The following is an 18,208-nucleotide window of genomic DNA, read 5'->3' on the forward strand; positions in this document are numbered from 1 at the left end:
GCCACTGTCACTTAAACGGCGCAAACTGCTGGTTTAACCAAGAGATAAATTGCAACGCAATATTGACAAAAAGATATTCGGTTTTTCTATTATGCGGATATTCCAACTGGTCATAGATGAGCTGACCTTCGCGCAGGTAGCAGCCTAAGGTCATATGCAGCTTGCCGGTTTGCGAAACCATATGAAAAGCCACATACTCTCTTTCCATAATCCGCTGTGCATAGCTTGTCGCCAGACAATTCTGACATCTCTGTGACTCTTCAATAAGACGGTCCAGATCTGTCAATTCTTCAAAGCTCCAGCTGGAAAAGTGCATGACTTTTTCCGGCATCAAAGGTTGCCATACCGACACCGCATAATTTTTCCTGAGCTGGCTGATAATTTCCCGCTTCTGGATGTGATTATGCCAATCCGTGGCCTGATGATAAAACCCGATCCAGCTGGTATTTTTCGCTACAGGCTGATTATCCTTAAAAAATTCAACCAGATAATCTCGCACATAAGAGTCGAACACCGACACCCGGATATTTCGACCACGCAGATAAAAAATTTGCCGGAACTCATCCTGCCGCATTTTGTAGTGCTGCAATACGCTATAAAATTCGCGATTCTGATGGGTTTCCGGTCGGATATAAGCCATTAAATCATTGCCGAAACCCCGGGTTATTTTGTGCAGGTATAACATATAAGCCTGCATCACCCGACTTAAACGCAAATAGATTTTCTTTATTATTTGCTCATTGCCTTGTGTGACATTGCGCATTAAGTCCATCCATTCATCCAGATACAAAATGGAAGGACTGATGGCAATGCGATGGTCTTCCAGAGACTGGCTCTGCCCTTTAAGCATCATACTCTGATTATATTCATGCTCAAACCAGGCTTCCTGCATGGCAAAATAATGACAGCTATGAATAAACATGCGTGCTGAACAATGCTGAAAGTACTGTAAAGTTGCCAGAATAACCTGAGGGTGAGCCTGACTGCTATCGATAAAACTGAATGCCGTGACTGCTACCCGGACACTGCTGTGCTGAATATTACGGCTCAGCCAGTCCAAAACCTCGGCAGACTGTTTAAACAGCCAGTTTACCGCTCGCGGATAATCAAATAACGGTAATTTTGCAACTTTCTTTTGCCAGACCACAGTCGAGCAATGCAGAAAATTATGTTTTGAGAGTAAATTATCACGCTGCCAGAGTTCACGCCGCATTAAACGCACAAAGCCAAGCAAGGCAGGTTGTTCCTGGGCATGCCGATAGAGCAAATGGATATCATCCTGATGTTCCATTAACTCATGCAAGTTAAAACGCTCTTCAAATGAAAGTGCCATAATGCGGTACATGGCCACAGGTAAAAACTGCGCAGCGCTAAAACAAAACTCATCCAGCGCTTCCATTAAAGGTTGCAAGGGTAAAAATTCATTTCCGTACACCTTTTGAATAGAACACATCTCTTGTAAAAACTGGATGAGCGTTTCAGGCAATGCGGTCCTATTCATGACATAATCTGTTAAAACAGCAAAAGAATAAATGTTTGCCTTCATCATCAGCTGATCAATAATTTCAGCTTCAAACAATGAAAGATTTTTCAGATAGGCTCGCACCCGTTCCGCACCATGCACCCACAGATACACCTGATCAAGCAGTATCTGCCGCAGCTGTTGGGCTTTTTGACGCAGGTACAAAGAATGTTGCGGCTTTAAGTCATTGGTGAGAAAGTACAGATCATGAAGGATAAACTCTTCCAGCAGTTCAGCTTTTTGTCCAAGATAAGTAAAATCACCATGCAAAATGCTTTTCTGCGCAGAGTCAGGGGCATAAAATTGTAACTGAAACAGACCATTGGCCACTTGTACCGTATGCCATTCCTGATCAATACGAAACATATTTTGTGTATTCAGCCCACTGACAATCTTGAGCTGATCTTGAAGAATGTCATTTAGACTTTTAGAAATTCTGAGTAACTGTTTCGCAATCCCTTGATATTGCGGTACTAAACGATCCTGTTCCATACTCGCCTCAAATTGAATAATCATCCTAAGATGAATTTAATCATTTTAATCATATAGTAATCTAGTAAAGATACTGTATGCTGAGTTCAAAATTTAAGCAAATTTGCCTGATCAATTGCTAAAACTCAATCACTGCTTCATCCATTTATACTTGTGGAAATGAAATACAGGCCCAACCTAATCAAACTTTTCTGTGGTCACGCTGTTGTTTTAAATATTCTAAACCCGTATAAATTTGCTGCTGAATCTGATCACGAAAATCTTTTAATTGTTCCGTATTTTTGATATTCATCAAGCTTTGTCGCGGCATAAATTGAAAATAAAAAGGCAGACGCTTCGGAATGATACTTTTAGGCAAGGATGGAATGACATCACCATGACGCAACAATTTATCCAGTTGCGGCAACTTTAACAATTTTTGAAACCACGCGCTTTCAATAATCCGATTGGCATCGAATCCCAGCTCAAAAACTTCATCGCCTCCTAAAGCCGCAAAAGGGACAATCTCATAGTTAAATTCTTGCGCGAGTTTTAGAAAACCATAACGCTGTTTCCAGATCAGCTGATAAGCTTCGCCCTTTCTTTTTAAAACTTCCCGCCCGCCTCCAGGAAAGACCAGAATCGAATAACCCTGCTGCATTGCTGCACGAATATAGGCTTTCTCGCCATCGACCGCACCGAATTTCTTAAACAGGGTACGCCAAACTGGCAAATAAAAATGACCATGATCAGCAACACTGACCACAGCCACTTTATGATGATTATATAAATAATCAATCAAGATTGGTGAATCAAACACCCCATATAGGGTGTGATTCCCGACATACATTGCAGGTTTGGTAGCATCAATCTGTTCAGCCCCTAAAAAAGGTTGGGGTGAAATACAGTTTGGACAACGCACTGAGGCATTTAATCCATCTGGCATCATGCTCAACCTGCAATAGATAATTCCTTATGCTACAACGTGTTTTTGCACCAGAACCGAGCCAACAGAATAACCCGCACCGAATGAACAAAGCAGACCATATTCACCATCATTCACTTCATGTGCGGTACGGTGTAATGCAATGATCACACCTGCAGAAGAGGTATTGGCAAACTCATCCAAAATAATAGGTACTAGCGCACGGTCAGCATCTTTACCGACTACATATTTCAAGATCAAGTCATTCATGCTGGCATTGGCTTGGTGTAACCAGAAACGTTTCACATTGCTTGGTGCAATGTTGTTTTTCTCCAGCTGTTTGGTAATGATTTTTGCAACCAGCGGGCACACTTCTTTAAACACTTTACGACCGTCCTGACGGAACAGCTTGTCATCCACCACTGCATCTTCACTACGGTTTAAGTAACCGAAGTTGTTACGGATATTGTTGGAAAATTGCGTAAACAAATGCGTATCTAAAATGTCAAAACCTGTTTTAGTGGTCGTATCTTCAATAATCGATGCGGTCGCCACATCACCAAAAATAAAGTGGCAGTCACGTGAACGGAAATCGGTATGACCAGAGGTAATTTCTACATTGACCAATAAGACACGACGTGCACCGCTTCTGATTGCATCCGCAGCCTGTTTTAAACCAAAGGTTGCAGCAGAACAGGCAACGTTCATGTCATAAGCATAACCTTGAATGCCCAAAGCGGTTTGGATTTCAATTGAAACAGCCGGATAAGCACGCTGGATGTTTGAACATGAAAGAATCACAACGTCGATATCTTCAGCTGTAACCCCTGCATTTTCCATCGCCTGTTTAGCAGCAATCACACCCCATTCGGCTTGAATGGAAAGTTCATCATTGCTACGTTCACGTAAACGCGGATATAGACGCTTCGGATCAAGGATACCTGACTTTTCAGCAACATAGCGACTTTTAACACCGGATGCTTTTTCAATAAATTCTGCATCTGAACCGCGACGCGCTTCAATCTCACCCGCTGCAATTTTGTCCGCGTTGTCGTGGTTAAACTGTTCCACATAAGCATTTAAACTTGCAACCAATTCATCATTGCTAATGGATTCTTCTGGATGATAAAGACCGGTACCGGTAATACGAATGCCCATGTAAAACTCCCGTTAATTTTGCGCTCTGTTAATTAATGCCCAATTGATGCCATACTTTTTGCAGGCGGGTTGGAGAAACCGGCATTTTTGTTTTCATTGGTTGTGAAAACAGGGAAATACGAAATTCTTCGACCATAAAGTACAAATCTTTCAGGCGAGCGTCATTTTTAAACTTAAACAATTTTTCCATCCATGGGTCAACTTGCTCAATGGCAGAATTATCCCTTTGCAGGTTATTTGGCAAGCGTTCTAAACGCAAGACCAAAGCCTTTAAATAGCGTGGAAACTCCTGCCATATATCAAAAGATTTGACATACACACAGTTGGAAAGACTCATTAAATCAAGTTGATCTTCAAGATCATCAATATTTTTTCCAAAGATAGAATCGTCTAAAACCAACAATTTCCGACGAATATCCTGCCATTGAATATAAATATCGCTCAGTATAGATAATGCCACTTGACCATGCGTTAGGAAAGATTTTTTTACATTTAAAAGCAAGTTTTGAAACTCTTCAGCATTGACAGGAAGCTCATTTATTGTCATCTGAAGGGTAGCATAAACCAACATTTGCTCCAGTTGGGCCTTATCTCCCAGAGGCGAATAAGCCAAAGCCAGCGGTTTGGAAATCTGTTTTTTCAGCTGGCGCACTAGATCACCCAATTGCATATAGACTAGACGAATGATTCCTTCCCGATGCTGTTTAATCGCTTCAGCCTGATCATTAAAGGTTTGAATCACCACACCAGATTCATCTTTGGCATCTAGTTCTGCAAATGCTTTAGTCGGTACCAGCGCCTGATATTGCTTTACCACAACACCGGTCACTTTTTGTGAAGCTTCAAAAGTGAAATTCTCAGGGAAAACTTTAAATTCGCCTTTGAGCTGCTTGACCGGACTATGTGTTTCGGTACGGCAACGTGCTTTCAGTTCTGGAAGATCACGACCTTTTTCAATCACCCGACCTTTTTCATCAATCACTTTAATCAACGGCAGCAAATACTGCTCGATCCGTTCAAAGGAAAAGTCTTTTTCGCTAATTTGTTCGCCACGCAACTGGAAAGCAAAAAACTTGAAGATATGCTCACGTAAATGAACTGCATCAATGATTTTCATCAGTTTGCGTGCAGTATCCGGAATCGGCACCAGATTGCGGCGCTTGTCTTTAGGCAAGGATTTCAATAAGGCTTCAATCAAGTCCTCACGCCAGCCGGGTATGCCCCATGACCAGATACCTTCATCGACCTGTGGCAAGGCCTGTAGCGGGATTTTGACCGTCGCTCCATCTTCATCATGGCTTGGATCAAAACGGTAGCTAGTTGCCAGACGCAAAGCGCCATTATGCAAATAATCTGGAAATTGCTGCGTGGTCGGACGGTCATTCATCCACAGCGCATCATCTTCGACAAATAAATAGCGCGGATTTTGCGGCTCAACTGTCGCACGCCAGTCTTCAAAACTTCGACGGCTCGCCACTTCTGGCGGTACTTTCTCGGCATAAAACTGATAGATGGTTTCTTCATCCACCACCAGATCGCGACGACGCAGCTTATCTTCTACCCGTTCCACTTCTTCCAGCTTGAGCAGATTATGCTTCAAAAATGGCGGCATAATGCCGAGATTACCTGTGGTTAAGGCATCACGCAGGAAGATTTCGTGTGCCGCAACCTGATCGACTTTCTCATAGTTCATCAAACGCTTCGGCTCAATAATCAGGCCAAACAGGGAAATCTGGTCATAGGCATTCACCACACCGGCCTTTTTCGACCAGTGCGGTTCGAAATAATGATGTTTCAGTAAGTCTCGCGCAGCTAGCAGAATCCATTCCGGTTCAATTTTTGCAAGTGTCCGCAGATAAACCTGTGAGGTTTCCACCATCTCAAAGGCCATCACCCACGGCGTATTGGTTTTATGCAAAGTCGATGCCGGGAAAATACGGGCTTTTTGCTGACGAACGGCCATAAACACATTGCGTTCATCGGTCTTATTGGCAATAAAGGAAAGCAAACCGGTCAATAAGGCACGGTGCAAGTTTTCATAACTGGCTTTTTTATCATTAAAGGAAAGTTTTAAGCCTTGCGCCAATTCCGTCAACTGTTCATGGGTTTTCTTCCATTCGCGTAAACGTAACCAGCTTAAAAAATGCTGCCGTGCAAAATTACGACGCTTGTTCTCATTCATCGAGGCACGGTTAGCTTGCAAGGTTTCCCATAACTTGATGTAGAACAAAAAGTCAGAGTCACCTTCTTTAAACAAGGCATGCTTCTGGTCAGCTTGCATCTGTTTATCAGCAGGACGTTCACGCGGATCCTGCACGGCCAAAGCTGCGACAATAATCAGGACTTCATTGAGCACACCAAAATGCGCGCCGCCTAAAATCATTCGCGCTAAACGCGGGTCGATTGGCATTTTTGCCATTTGCTGACCGATTTTTGTCAGTTCTGATTTCTTCTCGTTTAAAGCACCCAGTTCAATTAACAACTTACGGCCATCATTCACCAAGCGATGATCTGGTGGCTCAATAAAGTCAAAACTTTCCAGACTGCCCAGATTCAGGCTTTCCATCTGTAAAATGACCGAAGCCAAGTTGGTTCTTTTAATCTCGGGTTCGGTAAATTCAGGACGGCTCTGGAAATCTTCCTCACTATACAGCCGGATACAAACACCAGGCGCAATACGGCCACAGCGGCCTTTACGCTGGTTGGCAGCCGCCTGTGATACTGCCTCAATCGGTAAACGCTGCACCCGTGAACGGTAGCTATAGCGTGAAATACGGGCAAAACCGCTGTCGATTACATAACGGATGTTGGGTACGGTTAAAGCTGTTTCAGCCACGTTGGTGGCAATAATAATGCGTCGTCCACCACCGCCAGGATTGAAAATCTTTTGCTGTTCAGCTATGGCTAAACGCGCATATAAAGGCAAAATTTCAGTATGCCGTGGACCATGCTTTTGCAAGGTTTCCTGCAATTCACGAATTTCCTGTTCGGTACTGGCAAAAATCAGAATATCGGCATGTTCAGGATGACCTTTTTGCTGTGCATCGGCAAAACATTCTTCTACCGCTTGTACCACTGCACGCGGCAAGTTTTCTTCAAAGTCATCAAACTCGTCGTCATCACTACCGCCAATGCTCATTTCCGAAATTGGGCGATAACGCACTTCTACCGGATAACTGCGCCCTTCCACTTCAAAAATAGGTGCTCCGTTAAAGTAATTGCTAAAACGGTTTACATCTAAGGTTGCGGAAGTAATGATGACTTTTAAATCTTTACGGCGTGGTAGAAGCTGTTTTAAATAGCCCATGATGAAGTCGATGTTCAATGAACGTTCATGCGCTTCATCAATAATAATGGTGTCGTATTTCGTGAGGTAACGGTCATTGGCCAGTTCCGCCAGTAAAATACCATCCGTCATCAAACGAACTATCGAGTCTTGCGAACCCTGTTCGTTAAAACGAATTTTAAAACCGATGGATTCACCCAGCTTCTCGCCCACTTCTTCGGCAATACGCTGCGATACGCTACGCGCAGCCAGTCGACGCGGTTGGGTATGACCAATCATTCCGGTTAAACCGCGACCGGCCAGCATGGCAATTTGTGGTAATTGTGTAGTTTTACCTGAACCGGTTTCCCCTGCCACAATAATCACCTGGTGTTGTTGAATCGCTTCAATCAACTTGTCTTTATATTGGGTAACAGGCAGGTCTTGATTGAGTTTGATGTTCGGAACACGGGACAGGCGCTCACGCACTTTATGATTCGATTTTTCTAATAATTCTTGATACTGTTTCTCGTTGGCATCTTTACCTTTGCGTAGTCGATTTAAACGATGACGGTCACGTGCCATGACCCATTGATCTACATTTAAATGACTTAACACAGATAATTTATCCCAAAACAAAAAATTGAACTGAATATTTTACGCTGTAACGCCGCAGAGAGAAAGACAGGCAAATATTTATTCATGGCATTTGAGGTAAAGAATATTCAAAAGCATGGAAAATAGATCATCAACCACGCTAAAATCCGCCACATATAACAAGAGTTACACTATTCACCATCTTTAATGATGTTCACACACCTCTTCTGATCACCATTACTCAGCCTAAAAATGATTCGAGCGTCAAAAATAAATTTAATTTAAAAAAATTTACCCTTGAATTTTACTTCCGCAACCTTCATGTTCTTAGGCGAGCTGAAAAACTGCATATTTGTCATTTAATAATCATCTTTAAATGATTGAATAAATAAACAGTCAGATTTGGTGGAATTGTAGACTTTATATTAGTTAATTCGGTTTTTCCGATTTCAATAATGTAAAAATACTGTTTCAGCAATAAGAAAAAATTCGCTATCCTTTTGGAAATCAAATACAAACCTCAATCATGGAGACAATGATGAGCTTAATTAATACTGAAGTTAAACCATTTAAAGCAACTGCATTCCAAAACGGTCAATTTATTGAAGTGACTGAAGCTGATCTTAAAGGCAAATGGTCTGTTGTATTCTTCTACCCAGCTGACTTTACTTTCGTTTGCCCAACTGAATTGGGTGACCTTGCTGACAACTACGCTGAATTCAAAAAATTAGGCGTTGAAATCTATTCAGTTTCTACTGACACTCACTTCACGCACAAAGCTTGGCACGATTCTTCAGAAGAAATCAAAAAAATTGAATATGTAATGGTGGGTGATGCGAACTGGACTCTAGCTAAAAACTTTGACGTATTAATCGAAGCTGCTGGTCTTGCTGACCGTGGTACTTTCGTTATCGATCCTGAAGGCAAAATCCAAATCGTTGAAATCAATGCTGGTGGTGTTGGCCGTGATGCTCAAGAACTTCTTCGTAAAGTTAAAGCAGCTCAATACGTTCATGCTCACCCAGGTGAAGTTTGCCCAGCTAAATGGAAAGAAGGCGACGCTACTCTAGCTCCTTCAATCGACCTAGTAGGTAAAATCTAATCTCTATTTAGATTGAACTGATGTAAAAAACCACGCTCTTTTGCGTGGTTTTTTACATTTTGAATAAAACACTGTTTTCAAATACCTTTAACCTTTAGTATTTCCTATAATTGTCAACATAACAGAATTTATATTTTTTACTTCAATAATAAAAAGCTGAATAGCGTACAACCCTATTCTTCAATACAAAATGTATCTATCTATAATTCATCAATTTAATATATTTATTTCTATTATATTTTGTCACTTTTTATTGTAATGTAAGTCTTATACAGGTGTGTGATGAATGTTTTACAATTCTGCTCTTCAGCGCACAACCTCTATAGCTTCACGTCAAATGACAGACAAAATCTGTGAAACATAATATAAAAAAGGAGTGCTTATGGGATCAATACTTACTGTAACTTCCTATACTTACAGTTCTTCATCACGTTATCTTAAAATTTTTTATAACAATGGTTCAGCAGAACTGTACCATCCAGTTCCGGAATTTATTTATAACAACATGCTCCGATGTCATGACAAGGCTGCTTTTGTACATAAATATTTAGAATATGACTTACATTTTACTCGCATTTCCATGGCTTGAATGATCAGGGCTCTGCCCTGATTCACAGATATTTTTATTCATACAAATTTATTTATAGCAAAGCATCAACAGACCTGAGCCAATCGATAAAGTCATACTCATAAAACGTTCATCACTTTTCACCAGTGCAATAAATTGCTGAACTTCTGCTGCATGTGATATGACGTTGTCGACAAACATGACGCCATTTTTAGGATGCAGCATATGCGGCAAATACTGCCAGTAATCCATATAGGCATCCCGTTCGGCATCTAACAAAATAAAGTCATATTGCTGTTCGGCCTTTTCAAGAAAACTTTGTGCATCCCCTACCCAGAAATCAATCACTTCACTCAATTGTAGTTCATTGGCATATTGCTGAGCTTGCTGGCTACGTGCCGGATCAATTTCCAAAGTAGTGACATGACCTTGTGAAGTCTGTGCCGCATTCGCCAGCCATAAAGTCGAATAACCTGTTGAAGTGCCAATCTCCAAAATATTTTTAGATTGTTGGATGCGCACTTGCATGGCTAAAAATAATGCAGAATCCGGTTCTATATTTCGATAACGCTGAATACGGTCTTTTTGTAAGGCATCAAATTTAATAAAACTTTGATGCAACTCTTGCATTCGCTTCTGGAATGTTTCACTCATGCTCATCACAGCTATTCCTGTCTTGTTATTCTGTTGAGTCTAGCGTTTATCGATGTCGTTAATCTAGTTCATGAAGTTGCTTGAATTAATTTAAATCGTGGAACAACTATACCATTATCAAGTGTGACCATTTCCTGAAACATTTCCAAGGGACGTACCCACATTGAATAATCGCCATACAAACATTGATATACCACCAGTTTCTCAGCTGTTTCACTATGGGTAGCTACATGAAAAACCTGATATAACTTGCCTTTGTAGTGTTGATAAATCCCGGATTTGAGTTGCATTTTTATGACCTTGTTAAAACATAGGGTCATCATAATCAAAATTACCCAGAAGTATGCAGCAATTTATTAAAAATGCTCTAATTTCCACTTAATACTTGAATATTCACACTAAATCAGCATTTACTTAAGACAGTATTTTTGTAAAAAACCTATCAATCTATTAAATCGATTGTTTTTATAAAAATGAAATGTTTTACCTATTTAAATATTTAGCCTACTATAGTTTTATTAAATAAGCATTTACTCCCTTGGAGACGTTAGCCATGTTAGACCAAAATACTTCAGCACAACTTAAAACATTATTGGAACGTCTGGAAAGCCCGATTGAACTGATTGCAACTCTAGATGGATCGGATAAATCTGACAAGATTAAAGAACTGGTGACTGAAGTTGCAGCCTTATCTGATTTAGTCACTGCACGCTTCGACGGTACAAATAAACGGGCCCCAAGCTTTGGGGTGGCAAAACAAGGTGAAGAACCGCGTGTCTTCTTTGCCGGTTTGCCGATGGGACATGAATTTACTTCCCTGATTCTGGCCTTGTTACAGGTGTCGGGTTATGCCCCAAAAGTGTCAGATGAAGTCCTAGCACAGATCAAGGGTTTAAATTTAACGGCTGATTTTGAGGTGTTTGTCTCGCTCAGCTGCCATAACTGTCCGGACGTGGTACAGGCCCTCAACCTGATTGCCATTTATAATCCAAGCACCACGGCCACCATGATTGACGGTGCATTTTTCCAGGATGAAGTGGAACAGCGCAAGATCATGGCGGTACCAATGGTGTTCCAAGACAACGCCCACATCGGTCAGGGCCGTATGACGCTGGAAGAGATCATTGCCAAACTGGATAGCAATTCTGCAGCCAAAGATGCAGCCAAGTTAAATGCCAAAGACGCCTTTGATGTGCTGGTGATTGGTGGCGGTCCTGCCGGCAACACCGCAGCGATTTATGCCGCGCGTAAAGGCATTAAAACCGGAATTGTGGCAGAGCGCATGGGCGGTCAGGTCATGGATACCATGGACATTGAAAACTTCACTTCCGTGCAGAAAACCCAGGGTCCGAAATTTGCCGCCGAGATGGAAGCACATGTACGTGAGTATGGTGTGGACATCATGAACCTGCAACGTGTATCCAACATCAAAGGTGCGGATGAAACGGCGAATGGCCTAGTTGAAGTCACTCTGGAAAATGGGGCGAAGTTAGAGTCCAAAACCATCATTCTTTCAACCGGTGCACGCTGGAGAGAGATGAACGTTCCGGGTGAGCAGGAATACAAAACCCGTGGTGTAGCATACTGTCCGCACTGTGATGGTCCACTGTTCAAGGGCAAACGCGTTGCGGTGATTGGTGGAGGTAACTCGGGTGTTGAAGCGGCGATTGACCTGGCCGGGATTGTAGAGCATGTAACTTTGGTGGAGTTTGACACCAAATTGCGTGCCGATCAGGTCTTACAAGACAAGCTTAACAGCTTGCCAAATACCACCGTGATCAAGAATGCGCTGTCGACTGAAGTAGTCGGTGACGGTTCACAGGTCACTGCACTGAAATACAAGGACCGTGCAACGGATGAAGAACATACGATTGAACTGGCGGGAATTTTTGTACAGATCGGTTTGTTGCCAAACACGGATTTCCTGAAAGAAACCGCTGTTGAACTGACCAATCGTGGCGAGATCGTGATTAACGAACGCAACGAAACCAACGTGAAGGGTGTGTTTGCTGCCGGTGACTGTACTACCGTACCGTACAAGCAGATCATCATTGCTACAGGTGAAGGTGCCAAGGCATCGCTATCTGCCTTTGATTACATTATCCGTTCGGGACAGTAATCTATATTCAGCATAAATAGTTTGATCTGGCTTATATCACAATGTGGTATAAGCCTTTTTTTTCCCTCATTTTTTCATAAAAAATAATTACATTTAATTAACAATTTTAGCTCATAATTTGTGCGTTTTTTTAGCTATATTCAAAATACCCCTATTTAGGTGGGTGCCACAATTAGAAGGAAATGAAAATGAATAAATTGCTTATTGCTTTAGGTCTTGCTGCTAGCGTTGCCCTGGTGGGTTGTAATAAACAAGAAGCAACAGAAACAGGTGCAACTACTGGCGAACATCTTGAAAATGCAGCCAATCAAGCAGGTCATGATATTTCTGATGCCACAAAGGAAGCTGAAGCGAAAACTCAAGCTGCTGCTAATGAAGCCAGCTCTAAAATTGAGGCAGCAGGTGATGAAGCTGCTGCTAAAACTGAAGCCGCAGCAAAAGATATTAAAAATGCAGCGAAAGAAGCTACTGCAAAAACTGCCGGTGCTGTGGAAGAAGGTGCTTCGAATGTTCGAGAAAAAGCTCAACAATAATGTGAATGGTTGAAATAAAAAAAGCTCCTTTAAAAAGGAGTTTTTTTATTGAAAAATATGACTTTTTATGCACATTACTATCGATGATAGTTGCAAGAAACAATGATTAAAAGCATGTTCACATACCATATTCATATCGTCATGAAAAATATTATGTTCAAAGAACAGGTAGATTATTACGTACTGTAGTATTAGGAGAAAATGACGGAATTATTTCCGTGACCAGCTTAATTATGGGTATGACTACCAGTAGTACATATCTGCATACTTTATTGCTGCGCTAGTTGGAGGATTACTGCTCGGATACGGTGTCCATCTCACATATGACTGTATATCTGGTGCTTACTTCAGCAGGATTGCCTCATGGAGTTTGCATGGCTGGTTATGGTTGATCTTTGCCTTCCTGGGTAACAGTATTGGCGTGAAACTTCGTCCCATTTTCTTTCCGGACGAATGACCACAACCTGGAAAATTAACTGGTTGTTAAATCCGAATTTCAGCCTATAAAAAAGCCCATCATTGAATGGGCTTTTTTGTTTATCCTATTTTTAATTAATACAGCGCTGCTTTTAAATTACAACCAAAACCCATAATTTCTTGAGCCTGACGGTATGAGGTATAATGGTTTAAAATAAAATCATAAAACTGGTCTGCATCCGCAAAATTTTTGCTTAAGTTTTCACCCTGCGCATGGGGTAATTTCACCTGTCCAATAATGTTCAGGTTTTGATGCCCCAACTGATACATCTCGGCAAAATAGCCATTCATCATTTGACAATATGCCTGTTTGACCGGTTTTAAGGAAGTGCTGCTCACCGCATGCAGATTTAAAGTCTGTAATTGATTCACATCAAGTAGCGACTGGTCTGAAAAGGCAATATTGTTGCTTTTTTTAAAAGCCTGATAATCTTTAGATAGCTGTTGATTTAAGCTTTCAAAGCGCTGCTGCAAGCAGGCTGCATCCTGCACCTTATATTTTTGAGGATCAATCTGGATTTTTTGCTGTTCGGAAGATGAACATGCTGAAAGTACTACGCTTAAAATTAAAGTCGCCAAAACGAACGGCTTCATTATAAATTGTCCTCATCACTAAATCTTGCAATAGTATGCCTGAAATATGCAGCTACATTGATTTTTCATTCATATAACGCCAGTAACGCTTCGGCACATACTGAATATGCAGTTTCATATTTTGCCGAACCTGAATGTTGACACTGCGGAAATAATCTTTCCAGAGCTGATCATACAGTAATTCCTGTTCATCCAGTTCTACAGTAAATGCCTGACTATAACCACTCGCGAATGTGACATCGACCTGATGAGCGTCCATTTCAATTTGATGCACATTTTGCAAATCATAATAAATGCCATATTTACGCTTTTCATCATAAATCAGCCAGCGTTGATCTTGATAACGTGCCTTAAAATGCCGTTCAATCAGCGGCAACACATTAAAATCAGGCCGAACCAGACTTAAAAACAGACCGTCCTGACATTTCTTGAAGCGTACAAAGGCTTCCATACGATGCTTTTCACGACCAACCTGCTTTGCCCATTGCGATAAAGCCAGCACATCAGCATGCCCATAGTTTTCATCGACCTTGTAGCGACTTTGAAAAACATAAAGACAATAATTAAACAGGTGCTGATAAGCTGTTTCACTTTCTGCAAGAAAGCTATAGTAAAAATTACGCTGACTCTGGCCCGATGTTTTTTGCTTCAATCCTTGCCAGACCCGCTGTGCATGTTCTTCATTCGATGCCACCTGGATAAAATCATCAAACAGGCCACTTTGCGCATGCGAATTGCTGGTCACCTGCACCCGAAACTCTTTAAATTGAAAGGCACGAAATACACAGCTCAACAGGCCGGTCATGCTGCCATCAAAACAGTAAGTTGCCATTAGAAAGCGAAACCCAGTTGTGGCGATAACTGCTGCACATATTTGGACTGTCCCGACTGCAAAATCTGAATCCGAATCTGGCCTGGCAACTGCTCCTTGATAAATTTTGGCGTATCGGCACAGTGGATAAAATGCTGCGCACGGTTATATGCAACGCCCATACGCTTCAGTTGATCGAGATAAATTTTGCCAAAGCGACGCGCCTGGACAATTTTTTTCGCTGAGCGCACGCCAATACCCGGAACACGTAAAATCATGCGGTAATCTGCACGGTTCAGATCGACAGGAAACTGTTCAGGATGCCGTAATGCCCAACTCAGTTTTGGATCAACATCTAAATCTAAATTCGGATGTTTTTCATCAACCAGTTCTGTTGCCTTAAAACCATAGAAACGCATCAGCCAGTCACTTTGATAAAGCCGATTTTCTCTTAATAAGGGTGGTGCTGAACCAATCGCCGGCAAGGCTTTTTCCTCATCATTAATTGGAATATAACCCGAGTAATACACCCTTTTCAGTTTAAATTCCTTGTAATGCCGGTCTGCCATTAAAATAATGTCTTGATCGCTTTCGCTATGCGCTCCGACCACCATTTGCGTGGTTTGCCCTGCAGGAACAAATGTAGGAACTGAGCGAATCATCTTGCGTTCATCTTTAAACTGGATTAAACGGTCACGCACAAGACCCAAGTCTTTCTGCACTTCGGCATGGGTTTTCTCGGGGGCGAATTTCTGCAAGCCTGCCTCAGTCGGCATTTCTAAATTAATGCTCATCCGGTCGACATATAACCCAGCTTCAGTAATGATTTCCGGTGAGGAACCCGGAATGGTTTTTAAATGAATATAACCGTTAAAATTTTCTTCCAGGCGTAATTTTTTCACCACTTGCAGCATCCGCTCCATGGTGTAATCTGCCGACTTGAATATCCCCGAACTTAAAAACAGACCTTCAATATAATTGCGGCGATAAAAATTCATGGTTAAATCGACCACTTCCTGCACGGTAAAAGCCGCCCGTTTTACATCATTGGAACGACGTGACACGCAGTAAGCACAATCATAAATACAGACATTGGAAAATAGAATTTTAAGCAGTGATACACAGCGACCATCTTCAGTATAGCTATGACAAATACCGGAGCCGGTATTCCCTAGCCCTTTGTCTTTGTTTTTTCGGTTACTGCCACTTGAGGAACAGGAGACATCATATTTGGCAGCATCGGCTAAAATTTGTAGCTTTTCACGGATACGATCAGACATGTGTAATCAGCGTTAAAAAATGAATCTGTATTATAAAATTTTTAACTCAAACCACATGGGTACCGGTCTTTTATGCGACATGGTTTGACGTTTTATTTATCACTGCATTTTCATTTATTTTTAGGTGTAAAAAACTTTTTATTTCATAAAAAATAACGAATATTATTTGCTTAATTTATAGGGCTTGGGCAAAGTGATGATATGCATAGGAGCCAAATATGACTTTATTAGAACAACTTGAAATTAAACATCCTATTTTCCTGGCACCGATGGCAGGTGTTTCTACTCCTCAACTGGCGGCTGAGGTTTCCAATCAAGGCGGTTTGGGTTCATTGGGTTTGGGTGCTAGTACAGTTGCAGCAGCGCGTCAACAAATTTTAGAAACGCAAGCACTTACTCATAAACCATTTCAGGTCAATTTCTTCTGTCATCAAAGTGCCACGCTCGACAAAAATGTAGCAGATCAGTGGATTGAATATTTAACGCCTCAATTTCAGAAGTATCATGCAACTCCGCCGACAGAATTAAAATGTATCTATCCCAGCTTTCTCGATAACGATGACTATTTAAACCTTGTTTTAGAAACTCGACCTCAGGCAGTAAGTTTTCACTTCGGCATTCCGCATCCTCATCAAATTCAGGCCTTAAAACAGGCCGGTATCATGACGATGGTTTCAGCGACTAATCTGGCTGAAGCACTGCAGATTGAAGCGGCTGGGATTGATATCATTATTGCGCAAGGCATTGAAGCCGGTGGGCACCGTGGCATTTTTAATGAAACATTTGACAGCGCAGTCAAAACTTCTGATCTGGTACAATTGTTAAAACAGTACTGTAGCAAGCCTGTTGTAGCTGCGGGCGGAATCATGAATGGCACCCAGGCTCAGCTCTTAATCCAGTTAGGTGCCGAAGCTGTTCAATTGGGCACCGCTTTCGTACAGTGCAAAAGTTCCAATGCCAACACGGCCTATCGACAAGCCCTGTTTAGCAAACCAATTACCCAAATGACTGCCAGCATTTCGGGACGACCTGCTCGCGGTCTAATTAACCACTGGCATACCCAAATCGATCGACCTGAACGTCCTCCAGTTGCCACTTACCCCTATTGCTATGACTTGGGTAAACAACTGCATGCCGCAGCCGCTGCACAAGGTGACCATGGTTTTGGAGCCTTTTGGGCGGGAACCAATGTCGCCCAAATTCGGGAGATGGAAGCTGCGGATTTAATTAATCAGCTGGTTCTGGAAATTAGTCAAGCCTAATTTACTGGCGTATATATTCGATACAAAACCTCTCAGTTGAGAGGTTTTTTGTTCAACATTCATCTAGCATGGAGCACGAAGCCATGCATCTTTGGCAGCATATTTTACTTGCTCCCAATCTAAACGGGATTGACCTTTGATTGCTTCCCATTGGGTTCGCAATTCAGTTTCGACCTGTTCAAAATGTGTATCACTGTCGAACAAAGGACGATTCTTATATCCCACCTCATAGGCACTGCGATAATCCCGGTCATAATCTAAATCATCATAGGTACTTCGGCTTTCATGGAAATATGGCAGGTCACGATGCTGCTCTCTCCAATAAGCATCTTCTTCGGCTGAATTAGCTTTATCTGCGATGTCATTACCGGCAATTCCACCAACAATGCCCCCAACAAGCCCTCCAACTACTGCACCAGGAGGACCACCGACCATCCTCAGAGTCGCTCCTACAGCTGCGCCACCTAAAGTACCTACACTGGTCGCAACCAAATGATCGCCAGCTTCATTTATATCTGGTACCCGATGGCTTTCCGTCGCTGGTGAATTCAGCTCAGGACATGCACTGTTAGCCGTAGGCGGGCTAAATTTCAGTGAACCATTATTTAATACATCCCTCTGTTCTGGAGACAGCCTTGTTGAAGCAGGATTAATATCTGGAACTGGACGCTTGGTATTCACCATTTTCTTTCTCCTTCTATCAGATCCATATCATCAAGTTTTTTGGATAATTTTAGATAAACAGCTTTAACAAGCTTCAGAAGAATTCAGCATAGGATAATTTACGGCCCGCTCTGTCTTATATGTGTCCTGATTGAGTGATGAGATGTTTTCACATGTAATTCTTTGAATATTGTTTTATACAAATTA

General features: G+C 41.8%; 14 protein-coding genes and 3 pseudogenes. 7 read left to right on the plus strand and 10 right to left on the minus strand.

Annotated features, from left to right (window positions below):
* Nucleotides 1–7: 7 nt before the first annotated feature.
* The 4 genes and pseudogenes from B9T38_RS03660 to hrpA form a co-directional block, all read right to left on the minus strand.
* Nucleotides 8–2,014: a hypothetical protein gene (locus B9T38_RS03660; protein ID WP_086195507.1), complete on the minus strand. Its 2,007-nt coding sequence runs from the start codon at nt 2,012–2,014 to the stop codon at nt 8–10.
* 181 nt (nt 2,015–2,195) lie between these two features.
* Nucleotides 2,196–2,955 (minus strand): annotated as a pseudogene (locus tag B9T38_RS03665) (lysophospholipid acyltransferase family protein).
* Between the two features lie 11 nt (nt 2,956–2,966).
* Entirely contained in the window at nt 2,967–4,076 is a 1,110-nt protein-coding gene (locus B9T38_RS03670; RefSeq protein WP_086195508.1) for a beta-ketoacyl-ACP synthase III, read from the minus strand.
* Between the two features lie 28 nt (nt 4,077–4,104).
* Nucleotides 4,105–7,926 (minus strand): ATP-dependent RNA helicase HrpA, encoded by a 3,822-nt coding sequence (gene hrpA / locus B9T38_RS03675; RefSeq protein WP_424623632.1) that lies wholly within the window; start codon nt 7,924–7,926, stop codon nt 4,105–4,107.
* 550 nt (nt 7,927–8,476) lie between these two features.
* Here hrpA and ahpC point away from each other — a divergent pair.
* Nucleotides 8,477–9,040, plus strand: a complete 564-nt coding sequence (ahpC, locus tag B9T38_RS03680; protein WP_086195510.1) for an alkyl hydroperoxide reductase subunit C — start codon at nt 8,477–8,479, stop codon at nt 9,038–9,040.
* Nucleotides 9,041–9,422: 382 nt separating this feature from the next.
* Nucleotides 9,423–9,629, plus strand: a complete 207-nt coding sequence (locus B9T38_RS03685; protein ID WP_086195511.1) for a KTSC domain-containing protein — start codon at nt 9,423–9,425, stop codon at nt 9,627–9,629.
* A gap of 48 nt (nt 9,630–9,677) precedes the next feature.
* Here the strand turns inward: B9T38_RS03685 and B9T38_RS03690 are convergent, their stop codons facing one another.
* On the minus strand, nt 9,678–10,268 hold the full coding sequence (locus B9T38_RS03690; RefSeq protein WP_086195512.1) for an O-methyltransferase: 591 nt from the start codon (nt 10,266–10,268) through the stop codon (nt 9,678–9,680).
* A 62-nt stretch (nt 10,269–10,330) separates the two neighbouring features.
* Nucleotides 10,331–10,552, minus strand: a complete 222-nt coding sequence (locus B9T38_RS03695) for a DUF1653 domain-containing protein (protein WP_086195673.1) — start codon at nt 10,550–10,552, stop codon at nt 10,331–10,333.
* 263 nt (nt 10,553–10,815) lie between these two features.
* On the opposite strand from B9T38_RS03695, the gene ahpF reads away from it, so the two are divergent.
* The 4 genes and pseudogenes from ahpF to B9T38_RS03710 all read left to right on the plus strand — a co-directional run.
* Nucleotides 10,816–12,381: an alkyl hydroperoxide reductase subunit F gene (ahpF, locus tag B9T38_RS03700; RefSeq protein WP_086195513.1), complete on the plus strand. Its 1,566-nt coding sequence runs from the start codon at nt 10,816–10,818 to the stop codon at nt 12,379–12,381.
* 188 nt (nt 12,382–12,569) lie between these two features.
* A complete protein-coding gene (locus tag B9T38_RS03705) occupies nt 12,570–12,914 on the plus strand; it encodes a hypothetical protein (RefSeq protein ID WP_086195514.1) in 345 nt (114 codons plus the stop codon).
* Between the two features lie 122 nt (nt 12,915–13,036).
* Nucleotides 13,037–13,192 (plus strand): annotated as a pseudogene (locus B9T38_RS16940) (VIT1/CCC1 transporter family protein); the annotation flags it as partial.
* Nucleotides 13,186–13,371: pseudogene (locus tag B9T38_RS03710) on the plus strand (YeeE/YedE thiosulfate transporter family protein); the annotation flags it as partial. The pseudogenes B9T38_RS16940 and B9T38_RS03710, both read left to right, overlap by 7 nt.
* A 95-nt stretch (nt 13,372–13,466) precedes the next feature.
* On the opposite strand, the gene B9T38_RS03715 reads toward B9T38_RS03710, so the two are convergent.
* From B9T38_RS03715 to B9T38_RS03725, 3 genes are read right to left on the minus strand one after another with little or no spacing between them, the layout of a single operon-like run.
* The gene (locus B9T38_RS03715; RefSeq protein WP_086195516.1) at nt 13,467–13,985 is read right to left on the minus strand and encodes a putative periplasmic lipoprotein; all 519 of its coding nucleotides are present in this window, start codon (nt 13,983–13,985) and stop codon (nt 13,467–13,469) included.
* Nucleotides 13,986–14,037: 52 nt separating this feature from the next.
* Nucleotides 14,038–14,817, minus strand: a complete 780-nt coding sequence (locus tag B9T38_RS03720; RefSeq protein WP_086195517.1) for a TIGR03915 family putative DNA repair protein — start codon at nt 14,815–14,817, stop codon at nt 14,038–14,040.
* Nucleotides 14,817–16,076 carry a putative DNA modification/repair radical SAM protein gene (locus B9T38_RS03725; RefSeq protein WP_086195518.1) on the minus strand — a complete coding sequence of 420 codons (1,260 nt, stop codon included), beginning with the start codon at nt 16,074–16,076 and terminating at the stop codon, nt 14,817–14,819. Before B9T38_RS03725 ends, B9T38_RS03720 begins: the two co-directional genes overlap by 1 nt.
* A gap of 218 nt (nt 16,077–16,294) precedes the next feature.
* Between B9T38_RS03725 and B9T38_RS03730 the strand changes: the two genes are divergently transcribed.
* Nucleotides 16,295–17,338, plus strand: coding sequence for an NAD(P)H-dependent flavin oxidoreductase (locus B9T38_RS03730; RefSeq protein WP_086195519.1), 1,044 nt, complete (start codon nt 16,295–16,297; stop codon nt 17,336–17,338).
* A 63-nt stretch (nt 17,339–17,401) separates the two neighbouring features.
* Here B9T38_RS03730 and B9T38_RS03735 read toward each other — a convergent pair whose 3' ends face one another.
* The gene (locus B9T38_RS03735; protein ID WP_086195520.1) at nt 17,402–18,022 is read right to left on the minus strand and encodes a hypothetical protein; all 621 of its coding nucleotides are present in this window, start codon (nt 18,020–18,022) and stop codon (nt 17,402–17,404) included.
* Nucleotides 18,023–18,208: the final 186 nt, after the last annotated feature.

The sequence above is a fragment of the Acinetobacter sp. ANC 4218 genome (assembly GCF_002135245.1).
Taxonomy (GTDB): domain Bacteria; phylum Pseudomonadota; class Gammaproteobacteria; order Pseudomonadales; family Moraxellaceae; genus Acinetobacter.

Bases quoted from the DNA above. Each gene is read 5' to 3' on its own strand.
- B9T38_RS03660 (WP_086195507.1), bottom strand. From the start codon at position 2,014: ATGGAACAGGATCGTTTAGTACCGCAATATCAAGGGATTGCGAAACAG.
- B9T38_RS03670 (WP_086195508.1), bottom strand. From the start codon at position 4,076: ATGGGCATTCGTATTACCGGTACCGGTCTTTATCATCCAGAAGAATCC.
- hrpA (WP_424623632.1), bottom strand. From the start codon at position 7,926: ATGGCACGTGACCGTCATCGTTTAAATCGACTACGCAAAGGTAAAGAT.
- ahpC (WP_086195510.1), top strand. From the start codon at position 8,477: ATGAGCTTAATTAATACTGAAGTTAAACCATTTAAAGCAACTGCATTC.
- B9T38_RS03685 (WP_086195511.1), top strand. From the start codon at position 9,423: ATGGGATCAATACTTACTGTAACTTCCTATACTTACAGTTCTTCATCA.
- B9T38_RS03690 (WP_086195512.1), bottom strand. From the start codon at position 10,268: ATGAGCATGAGTGAAACATTCCAGAAGCGAATGCAAGAGTTGCATCAA.
- B9T38_RS03695 (WP_086195673.1), bottom strand. From the start codon at position 10,552: ATGCAACTCAAATCCGGGATTTATCAACACTACAAAGGCAAGTTATAT.
- ahpF (WP_086195513.1), top strand. From the start codon at position 10,816: ATGTTAGACCAAAATACTTCAGCACAACTTAAAACATTATTGGAACGT.
- B9T38_RS03705 (WP_086195514.1), top strand. From the start codon at position 12,570: ATGAATAAATTGCTTATTGCTTTAGGTCTTGCTGCTAGCGTTGCCCTG.
- B9T38_RS03715 (WP_086195516.1), bottom strand. From the start codon at position 13,985: ATGAAGCCGTTCGTTTTGGCGACTTTAATTTTAAGCGTAGTACTTTCA.
- B9T38_RS03720 (WP_086195517.1), bottom strand. From the start codon at position 14,817: ATGGCAACTTACTGTTTTGATGGCAGCATGACCGGCCTGTTGAGCTGT.
- B9T38_RS03725 (WP_086195518.1), bottom strand. From the start codon at position 16,076: ATGTCTGATCGTATCCGTGAAAAGCTACAAATTTTAGCCGATGCTGCC.
- B9T38_RS03730 (WP_086195519.1), top strand. From the start codon at position 16,295: ATGACTTTATTAGAACAACTTGAAATTAAACATCCTATTTTCCTGGCA.
- B9T38_RS03735 (WP_086195520.1), bottom strand. From the start codon at position 18,022: ATGGTGAATACCAAGCGTCCAGTTCCAGATATTAATCCTGCTTCAACA.